The sequence below is a fragment of the Pseudomonas sp. TMW22090 genome, from assembly GCF_022496665.1.
Taxonomy (GTDB): Bacteria; Pseudomonadota; Gammaproteobacteria; order Pseudomonadales; family Pseudomonadaceae; genus Aquipseudomonas; species Aquipseudomonas gregormendelii.
On sequence record NZ_SCFH01000002.1, the window covers coordinates 257903 to 277008 of the forward strand.

At 58.8% G+C, this 19106-nt stretch carries 21 protein-coding genes; 5 read left to right on the forward strand and 16 right to left on the reverse strand.

Going from position 1 to position 19106, the window contains the following annotated elements; all coding sequences use genetic code 11:
• Positions 1–47: 47 nt before the first annotated feature.
• Both erdR and EQV97_RS07265 read right to left on the reverse strand, forming a co-directional pair.
• Positions 48–698, reverse strand: coding sequence for a response regulator transcription factor ErdR (erdR, locus tag EQV97_RS07260; RefSeq protein ID WP_045057556.1), 651 nt, complete (start codon positions 696–698; stop codon positions 48–50).
• 197 nt (positions 699–895) lie between these two features.
• Positions 896–1654, reverse strand: a complete 759-nt coding sequence (locus EQV97_RS07265) for a tRNA-uridine aminocarboxypropyltransferase (RefSeq protein ID WP_240888851.1) — start codon at positions 1652–1654, stop codon at positions 896–898.
• A 160-nt stretch (positions 1655–1814) separates the two neighbouring features.
• Here EQV97_RS07265 and EQV97_RS07270 point away from each other — a divergent pair, with 160 nt between their 5' ends.
• Entirely contained in the window at positions 1815–2237 is a 423-nt protein-coding gene (locus EQV97_RS07270; protein ID WP_045057554.1) for a quorum-sensing-regulated virulence factor family protein, read from the forward strand.
• Here the strand turns inward: EQV97_RS07270 and EQV97_RS07275 are convergent, their stop codons facing one another.
• Positions 2238–2432 (reverse strand): hypothetical protein, encoded by a 195-nt coding sequence (locus EQV97_RS07275; protein WP_122837708.1) that lies wholly within the window; start codon positions 2430–2432, stop codon positions 2238–2240.
• A 368-nt stretch (positions 2433–2800) separates the two neighbouring features.
• Here EQV97_RS07275 and EQV97_RS07280 point away from each other — a divergent pair, with 368 nt between their 5' ends.
• Positions 2801–3919: a TIGR00730 family Rossman fold protein gene (locus EQV97_RS07280; RefSeq protein WP_240888754.1), complete on the forward strand. Its 1119-nt coding sequence runs from the start codon at positions 2801–2803 to the stop codon at positions 3917–3919.
• 43 nt (positions 3920–3962) lie between these two features.
• On the opposite strand, the gene recX is transcribed toward EQV97_RS07280, so the two are convergent.
• The 3 genes from recX to EQV97_RS07295 form a co-directional block, all read right to left on the reverse strand.
• The gene (recX, locus tag EQV97_RS07285) at positions 3963–4430 is read right to left on the reverse strand and encodes a recombination regulator RecX (protein ID WP_045057551.1); all 468 of its coding nucleotides are present in this window, start codon (positions 4428–4430) and stop codon (positions 3963–3965) included.
• 8 nt (positions 4431–4438) lie between these two features.
• The gene (recA, locus tag EQV97_RS07290) at positions 4439–5491 is read right to left on the reverse strand and encodes a recombinase RecA (protein ID WP_045057550.1); all 1053 of its coding nucleotides are present in this window, start codon (positions 5489–5491) and stop codon (positions 4439–4441) included.
• An 83-nt stretch (positions 5492–5574) separates the two neighbouring features.
• Positions 5575–6075 carry a CinA family protein gene (locus EQV97_RS07295; protein WP_122838610.1) on the reverse strand — a complete coding sequence of 167 codons (501 nt, stop codon included), beginning with the start codon at positions 6073–6075 and terminating at the stop codon, positions 5575–5577.
• Between the two features lie 240 nt (positions 6076–6315).
• Between EQV97_RS07295 and mutS the strand changes: the two genes are divergently transcribed.
• Entirely contained in the window at positions 6316–8895 is a 2580-nt protein-coding gene (mutS, locus tag EQV97_RS07300) for a DNA mismatch repair protein MutS (RefSeq protein ID WP_122837706.1), read from the forward strand.
• A gap of 141 nt (positions 8896–9036) precedes the next feature.
• The gene (fdxA, locus tag EQV97_RS07305; protein ID WP_045057548.1) at positions 9037–9360 is read left to right on the forward strand and encodes a ferredoxin FdxA; all 324 of its coding nucleotides are present in this window, start codon (positions 9037–9039) and stop codon (positions 9358–9360) included.
• Positions 9361–9849: 489 nt separating this feature from the next.
• Here fdxA and rpoS read toward each other — a convergent pair whose 3' ends face one another.
• From rpoS to EQV97_RS07345, 8 genes are all read right to left on the reverse strand, one after another.
• Positions 9850–10857, reverse strand: coding sequence for an RNA polymerase sigma factor RpoS (rpoS, locus tag EQV97_RS07310; RefSeq protein ID WP_240888755.1), 1008 nt, complete (start codon positions 10855–10857; stop codon positions 9850–9852).
• A gap of 105 nt (positions 10858–10962) precedes the next feature.
• Positions 10963–11820, reverse strand: a complete 858-nt coding sequence (locus EQV97_RS07315; RefSeq protein WP_225570166.1) for a peptidoglycan DD-metalloendopeptidase family protein — start codon at positions 11818–11820, stop codon at positions 10963–10965.
• Between the two features lie 199 nt (positions 11821–12019).
• Positions 12020–12655 carry a protein-L-isoaspartate(D-aspartate) O-methyltransferase gene (locus EQV97_RS07320; protein ID WP_205940048.1) on the reverse strand — a complete coding sequence of 212 codons (636 nt, stop codon included), beginning with the start codon at positions 12653–12655 and terminating at the stop codon, positions 12020–12022.
• A 41-nt stretch (positions 12656–12696) separates the two neighbouring features.
• Positions 12697–13446, reverse strand: coding sequence for a 5'/3'-nucleotidase SurE (gene surE, locus EQV97_RS07325; RefSeq protein ID WP_122837703.1), 750 nt, complete (start codon positions 13444–13446; stop codon positions 12697–12699).
• Positions 13434–14492: a tRNA pseudouridine(13) synthase TruD gene (gene truD / locus EQV97_RS07330; RefSeq protein WP_122837702.1), complete on the reverse strand. Its 1059-nt coding sequence runs from the start codon at positions 14490–14492 to the stop codon at positions 13434–13436. The genes surE and truD overlap by 13 nt, the downstream gene beginning before the upstream one ends.
• On the reverse strand, positions 14489–14962 hold the full coding sequence (gene ispF, locus EQV97_RS07335) for a 2-C-methyl-D-erythritol 2,4-cyclodiphosphate synthase (RefSeq protein WP_045060147.1): 474 nt from the start codon (positions 14960–14962) through the stop codon (positions 14489–14491). Before ispF ends, truD begins: the two co-directional genes overlap by 4 nt.
• Before the next feature lie 54 nt (positions 14963–15016).
• Positions 15017–15862: an S-formylglutathione hydrolase gene (gene fghA / locus EQV97_RS07340; RefSeq protein ID WP_122837701.1), complete on the reverse strand. Its 846-nt coding sequence runs from the start codon at positions 15860–15862 to the stop codon at positions 15017–15019.
• 8 nt (positions 15863–15870) lie between these two features.
• On the reverse strand, positions 15871–16983 hold the full coding sequence (locus tag EQV97_RS07345; RefSeq protein ID WP_045060145.1) for an S-(hydroxymethyl)glutathione dehydrogenase/class III alcohol dehydrogenase: 1113 nt from the start codon (positions 16981–16983) through the stop codon (positions 15871–15873).
• A gap of 109 nt (positions 16984–17092) precedes the next feature.
• Between EQV97_RS07345 and EQV97_RS07350 the strand changes: the two genes are divergently transcribed.
• Positions 17093–17989 carry a LysR substrate-binding domain-containing protein gene (locus EQV97_RS07350; RefSeq protein WP_122837700.1) on the forward strand — a complete coding sequence of 299 codons (897 nt, stop codon included), beginning with the start codon at positions 17093–17095 and terminating at the stop codon, positions 17987–17989.
• 53 nt (positions 17990–18042) lie between these two features.
• On the opposite strand, the gene ispD is transcribed toward EQV97_RS07350, so the two are convergent.
• Together ispD and ftsB are read right to left on the reverse strand one after the other, a co-directional pair.
• The gene (gene ispD / locus EQV97_RS07355; protein WP_122837699.1) at positions 18043–18750 is read right to left on the reverse strand and encodes a 2-C-methyl-D-erythritol 4-phosphate cytidylyltransferase; all 708 of its coding nucleotides are present in this window, start codon (positions 18748–18750) and stop codon (positions 18043–18045) included.
• A complete protein-coding gene (gene ftsB / locus EQV97_RS07360) occupies positions 18747–19025 on the reverse strand; it encodes a cell division protein FtsB (RefSeq protein WP_008028992.1) in 279 nt (92 codons plus the stop codon). The genes ispD and ftsB overlap by 4 nt, the downstream gene beginning before the upstream one ends.
• Positions 19026–19106 lie beyond the last annotated feature (81 nt).

Below are 19106 nucleotides of genomic sequence, written 5' to 3' on the forward strand. Positions count from 1 at the left end.
GGGAAAGCTAGACCAGTGAAAGTCAAAAAAGCGTGAACGAGCCGGGTTCAATGGCTCGAAATTGACTCAAGTTGTTGCAAGAGCAACGCCGCCTGGGTGCGAGTGCGCACGTTCAGCTTGCGGAAGATGGCGGTGACATGGGCCTTGATGGTGGCTTCCGAGACGCTCAGTTCATAAGCGATCTGTTTGTTCAGCAAACCTTCACACACCATGGTCAACACCCGGAACTGCTGCGGCGTGAGGCTGGCCAGGCCTTCGCTTGCCGCCTTGGCTTCGGCGGAGACACTGACCGCCTCAAAGGCCTGCGGGGGCCAGAACACATCGCCGTCCAATACCGCCCTGACGGCCTTTTGAATAACACTCAGGTCGCTGGACTTGGGAATGAAGCCGCTGGCCCCGAACTCGCGAGACTTGACCATGATCGAGGCCTCTTCCTGGGCCGACACCATCACCACCGGAATCTGCGGGTATTGCCCGCGCAACAGCACCAGGCCGGAAAATCCGTAAGCGCCTGGCATGTTCAAGTCGAGCAGAACCAGGTCCCAGTCGGACTTCTCGTCCAGGCGGGTCTCCAGTTCGGCAATACTCGCCACCTCCACCAGCCGGACTTCGGGGCCCAGGCCCAGGGTCAACGCCTGATGCAATGCGCTACGGAACAGTGGGTGGTCATCGGCAATCAGGATTTCGTATGTGGCCATTTTTTAAATGATCCTGTTTTTCAAACAACTCGAGGTACAGCCACGGAGCTGCACCAACAGGGCACGTTCAACGCCAATCACAAGCTAAAACGGCGTCTCAAACCTTGGCGGCGCCCCAATCGGCGCCAAGCATGCCCAGCGGAACCGGGGTGGTCAAGGTGCATGGCCAGTACAGATCTTTACAGTATGGGCGACAATCAGCCCAAGGCAGCATAACTGCTGTGCACGAAGGGCATCAGCTCGGCATGCGCGGGGGTAGAAACATTCATGTCCAGCTGGTGCTTGGCATCGAGGTAGTGCTGGCTGAACACGTCGAAATAAGCGTCCAGTGCCGACGCGGCCGCCACATCGCCGGCCAGATCCAGACACAGCGCCGCCACTTCGGCCGTACACAAGTGCTCGCTACGCGTCGACCGGCGCAGGCGATAGCGTGACAGTTTCTCGGGCAGCAGGCTGAGGATCGGGAGCGCATCAAAGTACGGGCTTTTGCGGAAGATCTTCCGCGCCTCGGTCCAGGTCGCGTCCAATAGAATGAACAGTGGGCGCTTGGCACTATCGACTTCGACGGTGTTCGTCACCCGCTCAGGCTCGACATACTCGCCCGGAAACACCAGATACGGTTGCCATTGCGGGTCGCGCAGCAAGGCCAGCAACTCAGGGTCGGTTTCAGTACGTGACCAGATGAATGCATGGTTGTCGCGCACCACGTCGGCAATCAGCCACCCGGTGTTGCTGGGCTTGAAGACTTCCTTATTGGTCATGATCAGGCACACGCCGGAGCGCGCATCGACCTGCGGGCGCCAGGCACACAGGCAATGGCTTTCGATCACGCGACAGGCGCGGCAGCGAGTGGCCCTCCAACCCCGGGCCTGTATCGGCTTGATGCCCTCTTCCTCACGCTGATCGCGCAAAAGGGCAACGGCATTCGCCGCAAAGAGAGGGGCAGAAGGGATTATCGACACGAACAACACTCGGCTGGGCATAAAGTAGTGGCAGTTTATCAGAGCAACCCGCGCAAGCCTGTACCGTCCAGGCCTCGTCCCCTATAATTCGCCGCCACTGAACGCACAGTCATGTGACGGGTCGAACCACCAGTCACTGAACCAGGAGAGTTTCATGCTGCGCTTTATCGTTCCTACCGCTGCCATTTTGCTGGCGTCGTCCTTCAACGCCCAGGCTGCTTCCTTGAAAGACATGGAACTGAGCAAAATGCTGCAAAACGTTGCCGCTCAAAGCAGCGTCGGCACTCCGCGGGCAATCAATGAAGACATTCTCGATCAGGGTTACACCGTTGAAGGCAAAGAGCTGATCAACCACCTGAGCGTGCAGAGCACTCACGCCGACAAGATGCGCGCCGATCCGAAGGCTGTTTATTTCCAGCTGGGCTCCACCGTCTGCAACAACCCGGGCTTTCGCAAGCTGATGGCCAAAGGCGCGATCATGCGTTACGAATTCACCGAGGTTAAGACCAACCGTCCGGTCGCCAGCGAACGCTTCCAGGAATCGGATTGCCCGAAAGTAAATCAAAAGAAAAAGTGATCATCGGGAATTAGCGCGTCGCTGTTCGTCATCGGCGCGCAATTCCGCGACAAGTGCCTGCAAGTAACGCGAGCGACGCTCGCCACCTGCAAGACGCCGGCAGCACTCTTCCTCAAGACTCAAATGGTTGGTCTCGGCTGATACCTTGAGCAATCGATACAGCTGCGTATCGATTTCCAGAATGACCTTGGTCATAGTTCCCGCCTCCCTGCCCTTTCGCCCCAACTGCGCGATAAATCCTTTGAGTTACCTGTACCGTGCGTCTTGCCCTTGCGCAAAACGGTCGCGTCACGCCTGTAAGTAAGTAAATCAGAGCGCTGAACTCTCGGATCAGGTTCAGACGAGTGGTGAAATCACTTCTCGAATCGCTAATAAGCGATTGCCAGGAAAGACGTTGCAGCGCAATGATCAAGTCAGCGCGAATCCTCGCCAAGGACTAGATTTAGAGTAATCACCATTACATCTTTGGGCCGGGAAGGAGCCGCCCGTCATGGATTTTTGAAGTTGCGAACGTTTTTTTCATTCACCGAAAAAAACCAGAGCCCGCACGCAAGGAGAAGTTAATGCCTTACCAACCGAATGACCTCCTTAGCCGTCATTTTGCAGAAAGCGGCCACGACCTCACCAGCAAGGTCGAAGAACTCCTCAACCTGGTTTCACCTGCCAGCCCGAACTCCCCGATCTACCGAGACATGATCCTCACCGTGCTACGCATGGCGCAGGAAGACCACAATCGCTGGAATGCCAAGATCACCCTGCAGGCCCTGCGCGAACTGGAACACGCCTTTCGCGTGCTGGAACAGTTCAAGGGGCGACGCAAAGTCACGGTTTACGGCTCTGCGCGTACACCGGTGGAAAACCCCTTGTACGCAATGGCTCGCGAGCTGGGCGCTGCGCTGGCGCGTTCAGACCTGATGGTGATCACGGGCGCCGGTGGCGGGATAATGGCGGCAGCCCACGAAGGCGCCGGCCTTGAACACAGCCTTGGCTTCAATATCACACTGCCCTTCGAGCAGCACGCCAACCCGACCGTCCGGGGCACGACCAACCTGCTGTCATTTCACTTCTTCTTCACGCGCAAGCTGTTCTTCGTCAAGGAAGCCAATGCGCTGGTGCTCTGCCCCGGAGGTTTCGGCACCCTGGATGAAGCCCTGGAAGTACTGACATTGATCCAGACCGGCAAGAGCCCTCTGGTGCCGGTGATACTGCTGGATGCGCCAGGCGGTACTTTCTGGCAGGGCGCGCTGGACTTCATCCACCATCAGCTCGCAGAAAATCGCTACATACTGCCCACCGACATGAAGCTCGTCAGCCTGGTCTACAGCGCCGAAGAAGCGGTGGAGCAGATCAATCAGTTCTACAGCAACTTCCACTCCAGTCGCTGGCTCAAGCACCAGTTCATCATTCGCATGAACCACAGGCTGAGCGACCAGGCACTCGACCATATGCAGCAAGCGTTCGCCGATCTGTGCCTGAGCGACCATTTCCATCAACACGCCTATAGCGGCGAAGAACACGACGACGAACAGTTCAGCCACCTGGCAAGACTGGCGTTCACCTTCAATGCGCGGGATCACGGACGTCTGCGCGAACTGGTGGATTACATCAACCTGCCGGAAAACTGGTCACAGTCCAAACCCCAGGCTCAACAGCGCGCGCGGGAACCTTCAAAGGTGACGTGAAGCGAATAAAAAAGGCCCGCTATCACTAGCGGGCCTTTTTCATTTAATCGTCCATCCCTCGACCGCTGAACAGCCGACTGATCATTTCCATCGAATAGCCGCGATAACTCAGGAAACGCCCCTGCTTGGCGCGCTCCCTGGCATCGATGGGTAGATGCCCGGCAAACTTGCGCCGCCAGGTTTCTTCCAGCTGATCGTGCCAACTGATCCCGCTCTCACGCAGAGCGAGCTCGATATCGGCACGCTGCAGGCCACGCTGGCTCAGTTCTTCACGGATACGCAGCGGGCCGTAACCCGAGCGGGCACGATAGGACACGAAGCTTTCAAGGTAACGGGATTCGGACAACAAACCCTCTTCCGTCAGACGGTCGAGTGCAGTGTCGATCATTTCAGGGAGAGCGCCGCGCTGACGCAGCTTACGCGTCAGCTCGACTCGACCATGCTCGCGTCGCGCGAGCAGGTCCATTGCGGTTCGCCGCACTGCGACGAGTGTATCGAGTACGGCGGTCATCGGATCAATCAAACATCTACATCAACCAGGTCATCTGCTTTCACCCGATCTGCCAACGCTTTAACGTCTGGTGCCGGACTCAGCAGTTTGTCGCGCAGCTGCTTCTCAAGTTTCGCCGCGATTTCCGGGTTGTCTGCCAGGAACTTGGCCGAGTTGGCCTTGCCCTGACCGATCTTGGTGCCTTCATAGGCATACCAGGCACCGGACTTCTCGACAAAACCATGCAGTACGCCCAGGTCGATCATCTCGCCGTTGAGATAGATGCCCTTGCCGTAAAGGATCTGGAATTCAGCCTGACGGAACGGCGAAGCCACCTTGTTCTTCACAACCTTGACGCGGGTTTCGCTACCAACGACTTCATCACCTTCTTTCACCGCGCCAGTACGGCGGATGTCCAGGCGAACCGAAGCGTAGAACTTCAGCGCGTTACCACCGGTGGTGGTTTCCGGGCTGCCGAACATGACGCCGATTTTCATCCGGATCTGGTTAATGAAGATAACCAGGCAGTTGGCGTTCTTGATGTTACCGGTGATTTTACGCAGGGCCTGGGACATCAGACGGGCTTGCAGGCCAACGTGCATGTCACCCATTTCGCCTTCGATCTCGGCCTTTGGAACCAATGCAGCGACGGAGTCGACGATGATCACGTCAACCGCGTTGGAACGCACCAGCATGTCGGTGATTTCCAGGGCTTGTTCGCCCGTGTCCGGCTGGGAAACCAGCAGGTCGTCGACATTGACGCCCAACTTGCCAGCGTACTCCGGGTCGAGTGCGTGCTCGGCGTCGACGAATGCGCAGGTGGCACCGGCTTTTTGCGCCTGGGCGATGACCGACAGCGTCAAAGTGGTTTTACCTGAGGATTCAGGACCGTAGATTTCAACGATACGGCCTTTTGGCAGACCGCCAATGCCGAGCGCGATGTCCAGACCCAGAGAGCCAGTAGAGATAGCCGGGATCGCCTGACGGTCTTGATCGCCCATACGCATCACGGCACCCTTGCCGAATTGACGTTCGATCTGACCCAGGGCCGCAGCCAAGGCTTTCTTCTTGTTGTCGTCCATTAAAGTCCTCACGTAATCAATAAGGCCTGACGGCCAACACCTGTATAAGTAGACAGTATTATTCCACAGCGCTTCAGGATCGCCTACCCCTGATTTGAGATTTCTGAAGCGGCATGCCGTAGCAGCCCCTCTAGCGCGGCCTTCACCGTTTGTCGGCGGACCTCGTCGCGATTGCCCGGGAAGTGCTGGACCTCGCTGAACAGCTGCTCCCCGACGCCCCAGGCCAGCCAGACCGTACCGACCGGCTTGCTCGCAGACCCGCCATCCGGCCCGGCGACACCGCTGACCGCCACGGCAAAAGTCGCCCGGCTTTTCTCCTGGGCGCCCCTGACCATGGCCTCGACCACCTCGCGACTGACCGCGCCTACGGTGGAGAACAGCTCGCCGGGCACATTCAGCTGTTCGGTTTTCTGCCGGTTGGAGTAAGTCACGTAACCGGCTTCGAACCATGCCGAACTACCGGGAATCCGGGTAATTGCCTCGGCGATCCCGCCGCCGGTGCACGACTCGGCGGTCGTGACATGAGCATTGAGAACCTGCAGGCGTCTGCCAAGTTCAGCGGCGAGCTGGGTGATTTCTTTCACGGTCATCTCCTTGTCGGGCGGGATAAGCACTACCGTACACGAGCCAATTACGCTTGCAAGGCGCGCCCCCCATCAAAAATGTGAGGAAATGCGCGGTGTGTGCGGGGGTGGAACTGCATCGCAGGGCTTTCACTCCTGCGGCGGGCGGACTGCCCATGGTAATCTTGCGCCCATCGCGGAAAAGCCGGGCCGACGTCCCTCCTTTGCCCTACACCTTTCAACGAATTTGCCTGATATCCGATGAATAAAGCGCTCTCCGACCTGTCCTCCCACACGCCAATGATGCAGCAGTACTGGCGCCTGAAAAACCAGCACCCCGACCAGCTGATGTTCTACCGCATGGGCGACTTCTACGAGATCTTCTATGAAGATGCGAAGAAAGCCGCCAAGTTGCTGGACATCACCCTGACCGCGCGCGGGCAGTCTGCAGGACAAGCGATCCCCATGTGCGGGATTCCTTACCACGCGGCGGAAGGTTACCTGGCGAAACTGGTAAAACTTGGCGAGTCGGTGGTGATCTGTGAGCAGGTCGGCGACCCGGCCACCAGCAAAGGGCCCGTGGATCGCCAGGTGGTGCGGATCATCACGCCGGGTACGGTCAGCGACGAAGCGTTGCTGGACGAGCGCCGCGACAACCTGATTGCCGCGGTGCTGGGAGACGAGCGCCTGTTTGGCCTGGCCGTGCTGGATATCACCAGCGGCAACTTCACCGTGCTGGAAATCAAGGGCTGGGAAAACCTGCTGGCGGAGCTGGAGCGCGTCAATCCGGTGGAGCTGATGATCCCGGACGACTGGCCAAAGGACCTGCCCGCAGAGAAGCGCCGCGGGGTTCGTCGTCGCGCGCCGTGGGATTTCGAGCGTGATTCGGCGTTTAAAAGCCTGTGCCAGCAGTTCTCCACCCAGGACCTGAAAGGGTTCGGTTGCGAAAACCTGACCCTGGCGATCGGCGCTGCCGGCTGCCTGTTGAGCTACGCCAAGGAAACCCAGCGCACCGCCCTGCCGCACTTGCGCAGCCTGCGACACGAGCGCCTCGACGACACGGTAGTGCTGGATGGTGCAAGCCGGCGCAACCTGGAACTGGACACCAACCTTGCCGGTGGCCGCGACAATACCCTGCAATCGGTGGTTGACCGCTGCCAGACCGCCATGGGCAGCCGTCTGCTAACGCGCTGGCTAAACCGTCCGCTTCGCGATCTCAAGGTGCTGTTGGCACGCCAGACGTCCATCACCTGCCTGCTAGATGCCTATCGATTCGAACAGCTGCAACCGCAGCTCAAGGAGATTGGCGACATCGAGCGGATTCTGGCGCGGATCGGCCTGCGCAACGCCCGCCCCCGCGACCTCGCCCGGCTGCGTGACGCGCTCGGTGCGCTGCCGCAACTGCAGGTGGCGATGGCTGAACTGGAAGCGCCACACCTCATTCAACTGGCCGCGACCACCAGCACCTACCCGGAACTGGCCGCGTTGCTGGAAAAGGCCATCATCGACAACCCGCCGGCGGTTATCCGTGACGGCGGCGTGTTGAAAACCGGCTATGACAGCGAACTTGATGACCTGCAATCCCTGAGCGAGAACGCCGGGCAATTCCTGATCGATCTGGAAGCGCGGGAAAAAGCCCGTACCGGCCTGTCGCACTTGAAAGTGGGTTACAACCGCATTCATGGGTATTTCATCGAACTGCCGAGCAAGCAGGCTGAGTCGGCGCCAGCGGATTACATTCGGCGCCAGACCCTCAAGGGTGCCGAGCGCTTCATCACTCCGGAACTCAAGGCTTTCGAAGACAAGGCGCTGTCGGCCAAGAGCCGCGCCCTGGCCCGCGAGAAGATGCTATACGAAGCATTGCTCGAAGACCTGATATCAAAGCTGCCGCCACTGCAGGACACCGCTGCGGCGTTGGCCGAACTGGACGTGCTGAGCAACCTCGCCGAACGTGCGCTGAACCTGGACCTGAACTGCCCGCGCTTCGTCGAAGAGCCGTGCATGCGCATCAGCCAGGGTCGCCACCCAGTGGTCGAGCAAGTGCTGACCACCCCGTTCGTGGCCAACGACCTCAGCCTGGACGACAACACCCGCATGCTGGTGATCACCGGTCCGAACATGGGCGGTAAATCCACCTACATGCGCCAGACCGCCTTGATCGTGTTGCTGGCGCATATCGGCAGTTTTGTTCCGGCAGCCAGTTGTGAGCTGTCGCTGGTCGACCGCATCTTCACGCGGATCGGCTCCAGCGATGACCTGGCTGGCGGGCGTTCGACCTTCATGGTTGAAATGAGCGAAACGGCGAATATCCTGCACAACGCCACCGAGCGCAGCCTGGTACTGATGGACGAAGTCGGACGCGGCACCAGTACGTTCGATGGCTTGTCCCTGGCCTGGGCAGCGGCGGAGCGCCTGGCGTTCCTGCGCGCCTACACGCTGTTCGCTACGCACTACTTCGAACTGACGGTATTGCCCGAGGCACAGCCCCTGGTCGCCAACGTGCACCTCAACGCCACCGAACATAACGAACGCATCGTGTTCCTGCACCACGTCCTGCCGGGGCCTGCCAGCCAGAGTTATGGCCTGGCCGTGGCACAGTTGGCCGGCGTACCTGGCGAGGTGATTCTGCGTGCCCGCGAGCACCTTGGCCGACTGGAGGCCACCGCCTTGCCGCACGAGGCGCCCAAGCCGGTCAAAGGTAAAAATCGCGCGCCGCAGCAGAGCGACATGTTCGCCAGTCTCCCTCACCCGGTGCTGGATGAACTGGCTAAACTCGACCTGGATGACCTCACGCCACGCAAGGCGCTCGAAATGCTCTATGCACTGAAGACACGGATCTAACGCACTTGCTTGCAAGCTGTTAGAATCTCGCGCGGTTTGGGATGCTGCAGGCTACAGCCAGGCCTGCAGACTATCGCTCCCAAACCTGGCGACCCCAACGTGAAGGGGCTCCGCTGCCGCCGCCTGAGGAGAAAATTAGAAATGACCTTCGTCGTCACCGACAACTGCATCAAGTGCAAGTACACCGACTGCGTAGAAGTCTGTCCGGTGGACTGCTTTTACGAAGGCCCGAACTTCCTGGTGATTCACCCGGATGAGTGCATCGACTGCGCGCTGTGTGAACCAGAATGCCCTGCTGTGGCCATCTTCTCCGAAGATGAAGTCCCGGCCGGCATGGAAAACTTCATCCAGCTGAACATGGAGCTGGCCGAAGTATGGCCAAACATCACCGAACGCAAGGATCCGCTACCGGATTCTGCGGCATGGGATGGCAAGACAGGCAAGCTCGAACACCTCGAACGCTGATCTGATCGCGTTCCCGAAAAGGCCCGTTACGGGCCTTTTTTTTAGATCAAAAGATCCAGCTTTTCTACAGGCAAAAAAAAGGGGCGGTTTGACCCGCCCACATTTTTTCCCTAGTCCCTGTTTTCCTTTTCATCATCCTGATGAATCGCATCCTGCGATGTCCTTCCCCTCATCCTGAGGGGCGTGTCTATCCGTCGACACAACCCCGATACTAGACTTTCCCCGGCCACGGGCAACGCCTCTAAAATGCCAAATCGGATAAATAGCCAGTTTTGAATATGAAAATTATTCCTCAAAAATCAAAGGCTTAGTTAAAATATTGGTTGAACACAGCCAACTGTTTACCTGCAAAAATAACGAACACTTACAACAGAGTAAGCAAATACTTACGCCCGCTGACTGCAAAACCGAGCCCCCCGCCGACTCAAATCCCAGCCAACAAAAAACCCCGAACCAGTCGGGGTTTTTCGCTGCCTGCCTGCAACACGCTTATTGGAACAGCGACTCGCTCGACAAACCGTTCTTCTCCAGGATCTCCCGAAGACGCTTGAGACCTTCAACCTGTATCTGCCTGACCCGCTCACGGGTGAGGCCAATTTCCAGGCCCACATCTTCCAGCGTGCTGCTCTCGTGACCGCGCAGGCCGAAGCGGCGAATCACCACCTCGCGTTGCTTGTCGGTCAGCTCGGACAGCCACTGGTCAATGCTCTGGGAAAGGTCGTCGTCCTGCAGCAGTTCACATGGATCGGTTGGACGGTCATCGGTAAGCGTGTCCAGCAGGGTTTTATCCGAATCCGGACCCAGCGAGACGTCGACCGAAGAAACCCGCTCGTTCAAGCCCAGCATGCGCTTGACCTCGCCCACCGGTTTTTCCAGCAGGTTGGCGATTTCTTCGGGTGAAGGTTCATGATCAAGTTTTTGCGTCAGTTCCCGGGCTGCCCGCAAGTAAACATTCAGCTCCTTGACCACATGAATCGGCAACCGGATGGTCCGGGTCTGGTTCATTATCGCGCGTTCGATGGTCTGACGAATCCACCAGGTGGCGTAGGTCGAAAAGCGGAAGCCACGTTCAGGGTCGAACTTCTCTACCGCCCGAATGAGTCCGAGGTTGCCCTCTTCGATCAGGTCCAGCAGTGACAAGCCACGATTGACGTAGCGTCGGGCGATTTTCACCACCAGCCGCAGGTTGCTCTCAATCATGCGCTTGCGCCCAGCCGGATCCCCACTTTGCGACAATCTCGCAAAATGTACTTCTTCTTCGGGGGATAACAGAGGGGAAAAGCCGATTTCATTGAGGTACAGCTGCGTGGCATCGAGTGCACGCGTGTAGTCAATGTACTTGTGTTGCTTCAACGACGTGGAGTGTTTGGATTTTGTCCGAACGGAAGGTGTAGCCGCCCCTTCATCATTCGACATCGCATCCGCAACGGCGTCGGTCTCCATCAGGAGAACCTCATCGTCGATGTCAAACTCCGGCACTTCTTTACTGAGAGCCATTGTTATAGTCCTTTGGTGAGTTCGACCTCAAGCTCAAGCGACGCCTTTATCCTTGGCAACGCTGGAGCCTGTTCCCTCTACGTGACGGAACAGGCTGGAAACAAATCAACGACGTGGCAGGAACTGCAGCGGATCTACAGGTTTACCTTGGCGGCGAATCTCAAAATGCAGTTTCACCCGGTCTGTACCCGTTGACCCCATTTCGGCAATTGTCTGTCCGACCTTGACCTGCTGCCCCTCCCGAACCAACAGCCTGCGGTTATGTCCGTAGGCACTGACGTAGGTATCGCTGTGTTTGATGATGACTAATTCGCCGTAGCCCCTTAAGCCACTCCCGGCGTATACCACCGTCCCATCAGACGCAGCTAAAACAGGCTGTCCCAAATCTCCGGCGATATCAATTCCTTTATTCAAACTCCCGTTTGAAGAGAATTTTCCAATAAGAATGCCATTAGATGGCCATCCCCAGCCGGTCGGGGCTGGGCCTGCCGGAGGCAGTGGGACGGCTGCCGGTTTGTTCGCGACGGACGGTACAACCACTGCAGTCGTTGGCCCAGAGCCATTTACCGGGCGCTTGAAAACCGTCGTTTTACTCGACGATGAAGGCGTTGAACTCGAAGAACTGGAAACTGTTGAAGCCGTTGAACCGGTGCGCCCATCGAAGCGAATCGTCTGACCCGGACGGATGGTATATGGCGCCGGAATGTTGTTACGCGCAGCCAGGGCCTTGTAGTCCCAGCCGTAGCGGAAGGCGATGGAGAACAGGGTGTCCTTGGGTCGCACGACGTACTGGCCCGTCGTGACTGCCGGCCGTTGAGCCACGGTGTTGTTGCGATCGACGACGCGTACGTCGCTCGATTTGTTGCTGGAGCATCCGACCAGCAAGGTGCTCAAGACAAGGCCAGTCACCAGGCGCTGAAAGCTCGTGATACCGATTCGCTGCGCAATGACTTTGAGACTCACCCGCCGCTCCCTTTGTGGTGGCTGAAAATTTGAATTGCCAAGTATCGGCAGGAAATGACGCAAGTATAACGGGCCGTGCCGGCTTTACCTTAGTGAACTACCGCACACGTTTGCTCACTGACGATGAATCTGTTTAACCCGATGTTGCCGCTGTAAGACATGAGCAATCGAATAGAATTCAGCGCGTTTAAACAAATGCTCAGGCAAGCGGCCCGTTCAACAACGGCACGAACCGGACAGCACCCAGTACATGCCTGGAAAAACCCTGTTCCTCGCGGACGATCAGCATCAATTGCTGGACCTCCCCCGAGCCGACCGGGATCACCAGGCGTCCACCCGGCGCCAACTGGTCGAGCAACGCCTGGGGTACATCTGTCGCGACCGCCGTGACGATTATTCCGTTGTAGGGCGCCAGCGCCGGCCAGCCTTCCCAGCCGTCCCCCCAGCGAAACACCACATTGCGCAGGTTCAATTCGACCAGGCGCTCCTTGGCCCGATCCTGCAGGACCTTGATGCGTTCCACCGAGAACACTCGCTCGACCAGCTGCGACAGCACCGCCGTCTGATAACCCGAACCCGTGCCAATCTCGAGGACCTTGTCCAGCGGCCCCGCTTCCAGCAGAAGCTCGCTCATGCGCGCGACCATGTAAGGCTGGGAGATGGTCTGGTTATGGCCGATCGGTAACGCCGTGTCTTCATAAGCGCGGTGTGCCAGTGCTTCATCGACAAACAGATGACGCGGTGTACGACGAATCACCTCCAGCACCTTGGCGTTGGAGAGGCCCTCGTCATACAGACGCTGGATCAGGCGCTCGCGGGTACGCTGGGAAGTCATGCCGATGCCGCGCCGCAGAATGTCGTCGTGCTCACGAGCCATTAGCGCAGGCCCTCCAGCCAGCCATCAAGATTTCTGAAGGCGTCATTGAAGGTTCGGTCCAGTTGCAGTGGAGTGATCGACACATAGCCTTGCACCACTGCGTGGAAATCCGTACCCGGGCCACCGTCTTCGGCGTCCCCGGCAGCTGCAATCCAGTAACCGGACTTGCCACGCGGGTCGACCACTTTGAGCGGTGCCGCAGCCCGGGCGCGATGGCCGAGGCGGGTCAGCTGAATGCCGCGAATGTGATCCAGGGGCAAATTCGGAATGTTCACGTTCAGCACCGTGCGCGGGGGCAGGTCGAGGTCAGCGTGGGCTTCTACCAGTTTGCGCGCAAAGTAAGCCGCTGTGGGAAGGTTCTCCGTCTGCCGTGAGACCAGGGAGAACGCGAAGGAAGGACGCTCCAGGAATCGTCCTTCGAGAGCCGCAGCAACCGTTCCGGAATACAGCACGTCGTCCCCAAGATTGGCGCCCAGGTTGATCCCCGAAACCACCATGTCCGGCTGGCGCTCCAGCAGGCCGTTGAGGCCCAGGTGCACGCAATCGGTAGGCGTGCCGTTGAGGCTGATAAAACCATTGGCCAGGGTTTGCGGGTGCAACGGACGGTCGAGCGTCAGCGAGCTGCTGGCGCCGCTTTTGTCCTGGTCGGGGGCGATAACCACGCACTCGGTGTAATCGGCCAGCGCAGCATAAAGCGCGGCGAGTCCGGGCGCAGTTACCCCATCGTCGTTAGAAATCAGAATACGCATGGGCTGTCCGTCTGCCCCACCGGCACCAGATCGACAAGTTCGCGCACCAATACAGTGGCGAAGCATCCGGCCGGCAGGACGAATTCCAGTTGCAGAATGTCAGGCTCGGGATAATGCCACGTCAACCCACCAATGGGCAGTCGCAGGATGCGACGTTCGTGGCTCATTCCGGCGTTAACCAGCCAATCGCGCAAGTCTGCTTCGCGAGTGGCGATTGCCTGCTCCAGTTCATGGACAACCCCAGCGGCCGGTGAGTCACCTTCACCCCACTGCGGACCTGTGGGATGCAGGTCAAGAATCGCCAGGCGCGGGTCGCTGCATTCAGCTTCGCCAGCCGGAAAGAAGCTGCGGCTGTCAGTGAAAGCCAGCAGGTCGCCGACCTGGGCACGCTGCCAGGTACCGTCGGCCACTCGAGCCGCCAACACCTGGTTGAACAGGAAACTGCGGGCGGTTGAGAGCAGGCGCGAGCGCACGTTGCGCTGCTCCGGCAAAGCCTTGCGCGCAGCCCAGGCACGGGCATCGACCACATTGCCGCCATCGAAGCCGAAACGCTGGGTACCAAAATAATTGGGGACACCTTGTTTGCCGATCAACTGCAGCCGCTGTTCGATCGCCGCCTTGTCGCCAGAGAACTGGGTCAGGCGCAAGGTGAAGCCATTGGCCGAATGAGCACCGCGTTGCAGCTTGCGTTTGTGGCGACCGGTCTTGAGGATTTTCAACGTGTCGTTTTCGGCTGCCGACAAATCAGGATCGGCCTTGCCCGGCAATTGCACGCTGAACCATTGGCGAGTCAGCGCCTGACGGTCCTTGAGCCCCGCGTAACTGACGGTACGTAACGAAACGCCCGCAGCCTTGGCGATTCGCCGTGCCGCTTCCTCGGTGTTCAGGCCGCGCTTCTCGACCCAGATCCATAAATGTTCACCCTCGCCACTGAGGGGGATGTCGAGCACTTCATCGACCTGAAAATCTTCGGCAGTGGCTTTGAGTACCGCAGTGCCAAGCGCCTCACCATAGGCCCGCGGCCCAAGCAGTTGCAGTTCGTTCATGCGCGCAACAACAAGGCAACGGAATGCACGGCGATACCCTCTTCGCGTCCTACAAAGCCAAGCTTTTCGGTAGTGGTGGCTTTTACGTTCACCTGGTCCGGCTCAACTTGAAGATCGGCGGCAATAAGCGCGCGCATCGATTCGATATGCGGGGCCATTTTCGGTGCCTGGGCGACGATGGTGTTGTCGACGTTGCCGACTTTCCACCCCTTGGCGTGGATCAGGCCGACGACGTGACGCAACAGCACACGGCTGTCCGCGCCCTTGAATGTAGGGTCCGTGTCGGGAAAGTGCTTGCCGATATCGCCCAGCGCAGCAGCGCCAAGCAAGGCATCGCTCAAGGCGTGCAGCAGGACGTCACCGTCGGAGTGAGCGAGCAGCCCGAAGCCGTGTGCAATACGCACGCCGCCCAGAGTAATGAAATCGCCTTCAGCGAAACGGTGCACATCATAGCCGTGGCCAATACGCATAAAAAAAACGCCCCGAATTTTGTCAGGGCGTGATTCTACCTGCTTTGCAGCACATTAGGCGTTTAGAGCACGCCCGTGATGCTGCAAGTGGTCATCAATGAAACTGGCGATGAAGAAATAGCTGTGGTCGTAGCCCGGTTGCAAGCGCAACGTCAGCGGATGACCGGCCAGTTTGGCCGCCTGCTGCAGGGCTTCAGGCTTGAGCTGGGTGGCGAGGAAGTCGTCGCGATCACCTTGGTCAACCAGCAGTGGCAGCTTTTCGTCAGCCTCGGCAATCAGTGCACAGGCATCCCACTCGCGCCACTTAGACCGATCCTCTCCCAGGTAACGGGAGAAGGCTTTTTGGCCCCACGGGCAATCCATCGGATTGTTGATCGGTGAAAACGCCGACACCGATTGATAGCGGCCCGGGTTGCGCAAAGCGCAAACCAGCGCACCGTGACCGCCCATGGAGTGACCGCTGATGCCGCGTTTGTCCGACGCCGGGAAATGCGCCTCGACCAACGCCGGCAGTTCCTTCACCACATAGTCATGCATCCGGTAATGCCGTGACCAGGGTGCCTGGGTAGCATTCAGATAAAAACCCGCACCCAGGCCAAAATCCCAGGCGCCGTCCGGATCGGCCGGCACATCGGGACCGCGAGGGCTGGTGTCCGGGGCGACGATGATCATCCCCAGTTCCGCAGCCATGCGCATGGCACCGGCCTTTTGCATAAAGTTCTCATCGGTGCAGGTCAGGCCGGACAGCCAGTACAGCACAGGCAGCTTGCCGCCCTGCTCCGCTTGCGGCGGCAGGTACACGGCGAACACCATGTCGCAGCCGAGCACATCGGAACGATGCCGGTAGCGTTTGTGCCAGCCGCCGAAGCTTTTCTGGCAGGAGATATTTTCCAGGCTCATGAGCGACCTCAGAAATGGATGACGCTACGGATGCTTTTGCCTTCGTGCATCAGGTCAAAGGCCTTGTTGATATCTTCCAGGCCCATGGTGTGGGTGATGAAAGTATCCAGCGGGATTTCACCGGTTTCAGCCATTTCGACGTAGCTTGGCAGCTCGGTACGACCACGCACCCCACCGAAAGCCGACCCGCGCCAGACTCGACCGGTCACCAGCTGGAATGGACGGGTGGCGATTTCCTGGCCTGCACCGGCGACGCCGATGATCACCGACTCGCCCCAGCCCTTGTGGCAGCACTCAAGCGCGGCGCGCATCAGTTGCACGTTGCCGATGCATTCGAAGGAAAAGTCGACGCCTCCATCGGTCATGTCGACGATGACTTCCTGGATCGGACGGTCAAAGTCTTTCGGATTGACGCAGTCGGTGGCGCCCAGCTGCTTGGCGATTTCAAACTTGGCCGGGTTGATATCGATGGCAATGATCCGGCCGGCCTTGGCTTTGACCGCACCGATGATCGCAGACAGACCGATCCCGCCGAGGCCGAAGATAGCGACGGTATCGCCTGGTTTTACCTTGGCGGTGTTGAGCACGGCACCAATGCCGGTGGTGACCCCGCAACCCAGCAGGCAGACTTTCTCCAGAGGCGCTTCCTTGGCGATCTTGGCGACGGAGATTTCCGGCAGCACGGTGTACTCGGAAAAAGTCGAAGTCCCCATGTAGTGGAAAATTTCCTGGCCCTTGTAGGAAAAGCGCGTGGTGCCGTCGGGCATCAGGCCTTTGCCCTGGGTGGCGCGAATGGCCTGGCACAGGTTGGTTTTGCCCGACAGGCAGAACTTGCACTGGCGGCATTCCGGGGTATACAGCGGAATCACATGATCGCCGACAGCGACCGACGTCACGCCTTCGCCGATGGCTTCAACCACTGCGCCACCTTCGTGTCCCAGGATCGATGGAAAGATGCCTTCCGGGTCTGCACCGGACAGCGTGTAGGCATCGGTATGACAAACCCCGGAGGCCACGACGCGCAGCAGGACTTCACCGGCCTTGGGCATGGCGACGTCGACTTCAACGATCTCAAGAGGTTTCCTGGCCTCGAAGGCAACGGCGGCGCGTGACTTGATCATGGGGATAGATACTCCAGTGAATAAACGAGACAAGGAGTGTAATACATCGATTTACGGTGAATAATCAGGACAAAAGCAAAACATTATTGCTACACAGGGATAATCATCCATGTCGGAAAATCGCTGGGAAGGCATTGACGAGTTTGTGGCCGTGGCGGAATGCAGTCAGTTCACAGCGGCTGCGGAACGCCTTGGCGTTTCTTCGTCGCACGTCAGCCGACAAATCGTCCGCCTCGAAGAGCGTCTGCAGACCCGCCTGCTATACCGCAGCACCCGGCGGGTGACGTTGACTGAAGCCGGGCAGACGTTCCTGCAACATTGCCAGCGCCTGCAGGATGGGCGCGAAGAAGCACTGCGTGCAGTCGGCGACCTGACCAGCGAGCCCAAGGGCATGCTGCGCATGACGTGCGCGGTGGCCTACGGCGAACGGTTTATCGTGCCGCTGGTGACACGATTCATGGCGCTCTACCCGCAACTGCGCATCGATATCGAACTGAGCAACCGCCAACTCGATTTGGTGCATGAAGGCCTTGACCTGGCCATTCGTCTTGGCCGTCTACAGGATTCGCGGCTGGTCGCGGCACGCCTGGCGCCACGGCGCATGTACCTGTGCGCCTCCCCATCCTACGTCGAACGCTACGGTCGCCCACACAGCCTGTCTGAACTGAGCCGGCATAATTGCCTGATCGGCAGTTCCGACCTGTGGCAACTGGAGCAGAACGGGCGAGAGTTTTCCCAGCGGGTGCAGGGCAACTGGCGCTGCAACAGCGGGCAAGCGGTGCTGGACGCAGCATTACAGGGGGTCGGGTTGTGTCAGCTGCCGGATTATTACGTGCTGGAGCATCTGAAAAACGGCGAGCTGATTTCCCTGCTGGATGCACATCAGCCGCCGAACACGGCGGTGTGGGCGCTTTATCCGCAGCAGCGTCATCTGTCGCCGAAGGTGCGCAAGCTGGTGGATTATTTGAAGGAGGGGTTGGCCAAGCGGCCGGAGTATCGGGGTTGATGGTTTGAAGATCAAAGATCGTCCGAAGGCTCGGGCCGCGTTCAGACGATCTTTTAGCGCCGGTGAGCCCAACGCTGACGCAACCACTCCAGATCTTCGGGGCGGGTAACCTTTAGATTGTCGGAGCGACCTTCAATCAGACGCGGCGCCAACCCCGCCCACTCCATCGCCGACGCTTCATCGGTGATAACTGCATCTGCCACCAGGCTGTCAGCCAGCGCACGATGCAGTGCACCCAGGCGAAACATCTGCGGCGTATACGCCTGCCAGATCACACTGCGATCTACGGTTTCAACCACACGCCCCTGCTTGTCGACCCGTTTCAACGTATCGCGCGCCGGCACCGCCAGCAGCCCACCGACCGGATCATCCGCCAGTTCACTCAGCAACTTATCGAGATCATCACGGGCCAGGTTCGGTCGAGCGGCGTCGTGCACCAACACCCAGTCTTCATCATCAGCGCCCAATGCATGCAGATGCAGCAAGGCATTGAGCACAGAGCCGGAACGCTCGCCACCACCGGCCACGCGCTGAATTCGCGGGTCAGATGCGCACGCCAGGTTTGGCCAATAAGGATCATCAACAGCAATACTGACCACCAACCCCTTAAGGCCAGGATGGTCAAGGAAACAGCCAAGGCTGTGTTCGAGAATAGTGCGCCCGCCCAGTTGCAAGTATTGCTTGGGACGGTCCGCAGCCATACGGGCACCGACGCCCGCGGCGGGAATCACGGCCCAGAAGGCCGGTACCGAGGAATTCATTGAGCCAACTGGTAAAGGGTTTCACCGTCCTTGACCATGCCCAACTCATGGCGAGCCCGCTCTTCAACGGTCTCCATGCCTTTTTTCAACTCACTGACTTCTGCGTCCATGACCCGATTGCGTTCCAGCAAGCCTTCGTTCTCAGCGTGCTGATCGGCGATCTGCTGAGTCAGCTCGGCCACTTGCGCCAGGCTGCCATTACCCACCCAAAGGCGGTACTGCAGGCCAGCCAGCAACAGGAGCAAGACGAGAAACAACCAATTGGGACTGCGCATCGAATATCGGGTTTCCAGTGAAAAAGACAGCCATGCCAAAACTTGAAGCATCTGATAGCACGAAGCCTGGAAGACCCAGGC

Excerpts from the sequence above, each read along its gene's own strand:
- mutS (WP_122837706.1), top strand. The coding sequence starts at position 6,316 with ATGAATAAAGCGCTCTCCGACCTGTCCTCCCACACGCCAATGATGCAG.
- EQV97_RS07345 (WP_045060145.1), bottom strand. The coding sequence starts at position 16,983 with ATGATCAAGTCACGCGCCGCCGTTGCCTTCGAGGCCAGGAAACCTCTT.
- truD (WP_122837702.1), bottom strand. The coding sequence starts at position 14,492 with ATGAACGAACTGCAACTGCTTGGGCCGCGGGCCTATGGTGAGGCGCTT.
- fdxA (WP_045057548.1), top strand. The coding sequence starts at position 9,037 with ATGACCTTCGTCGTCACCGACAACTGCATCAAGTGCAAGTACACCGAC.
- EQV97_RS07320 (WP_205940048.1), bottom strand. The coding sequence starts at position 12,655 with ATGACTTCCCAGCGTACCCGCGAGCGCCTGATCCAGCGTCTGTATGAC.
- EQV97_RS07280 (WP_240888754.1), top strand. The coding sequence starts at position 2,801 with ATGCCTTACCAACCGAATGACCTCCTTAGCCGTCATTTTGCAGAAAGC.
- ispD (WP_122837699.1), bottom strand. The coding sequence starts at position 18,750 with ATGAATTCCTCGGTACCGGCCTTCTGGGCCGTGATTCCCGCCGCGGGC.
- EQV97_RS07270 (WP_045057554.1), top strand. The coding sequence starts at position 1,815 with ATGCTGCGCTTTATCGTTCCTACCGCTGCCATTTTGCTGGCGTCGTCC.
- ispF (WP_045060147.1), bottom strand. The coding sequence starts at position 14,962 with ATGCGTATTGGCCACGGCTATGATGTGCACCGTTTCGCTGAAGGCGAT.
- rpoS (WP_240888755.1), bottom strand. The coding sequence starts at position 10,857 with ATGGCTCTCAGTAAAGAAGTGCCGGAGTTTGACATCGACGATGAGGTT.
- recA (WP_045057550.1), bottom strand. The coding sequence starts at position 5,491 with ATGGACGACAACAAGAAGAAAGCCTTGGCTGCGGCCCTGGGTCAGATC.
- ftsB (WP_008028992.1), bottom strand. The coding sequence starts at position 19,025 with ATGCGCAGTCCCAATTGGTTGTTTCTCGTCTTGCTCCTGTTGCTGGCT.
- erdR (WP_045057556.1), bottom strand. The coding sequence starts at position 698 with ATGGCCACATACGAAATCCTGATTGCCGATGACCACCCACTGTTCCGT.
- surE (WP_122837703.1), bottom strand. The coding sequence starts at position 13,446 with ATGCGTATTCTGATTTCTAACGACGATGGGGTAACTGCGCCCGGACTC.
- recX (WP_045057551.1), bottom strand. The coding sequence starts at position 4,430 with ATGACCGCCGTACTCGATACACTCGTCGCAGTGCGGCGAACCGCAATG.
- fghA (WP_122837701.1), bottom strand. The coding sequence starts at position 15,862 with ATGAGCCTGGAAAATATCTCCTGCCAGAAAAGCTTCGGCGGCTGGCAC.
- EQV97_RS07275 (WP_122837708.1), bottom strand. The coding sequence starts at position 2,432 with ATGACCAAGGTCATTCTGGAAATCGATACGCAGCTGTATCGATTGCTC.
- EQV97_RS07350 (WP_122837700.1), top strand. The coding sequence starts at position 17,093 with ATGTCGGAAAATCGCTGGGAAGGCATTGACGAGTTTGTGGCCGTGGCG.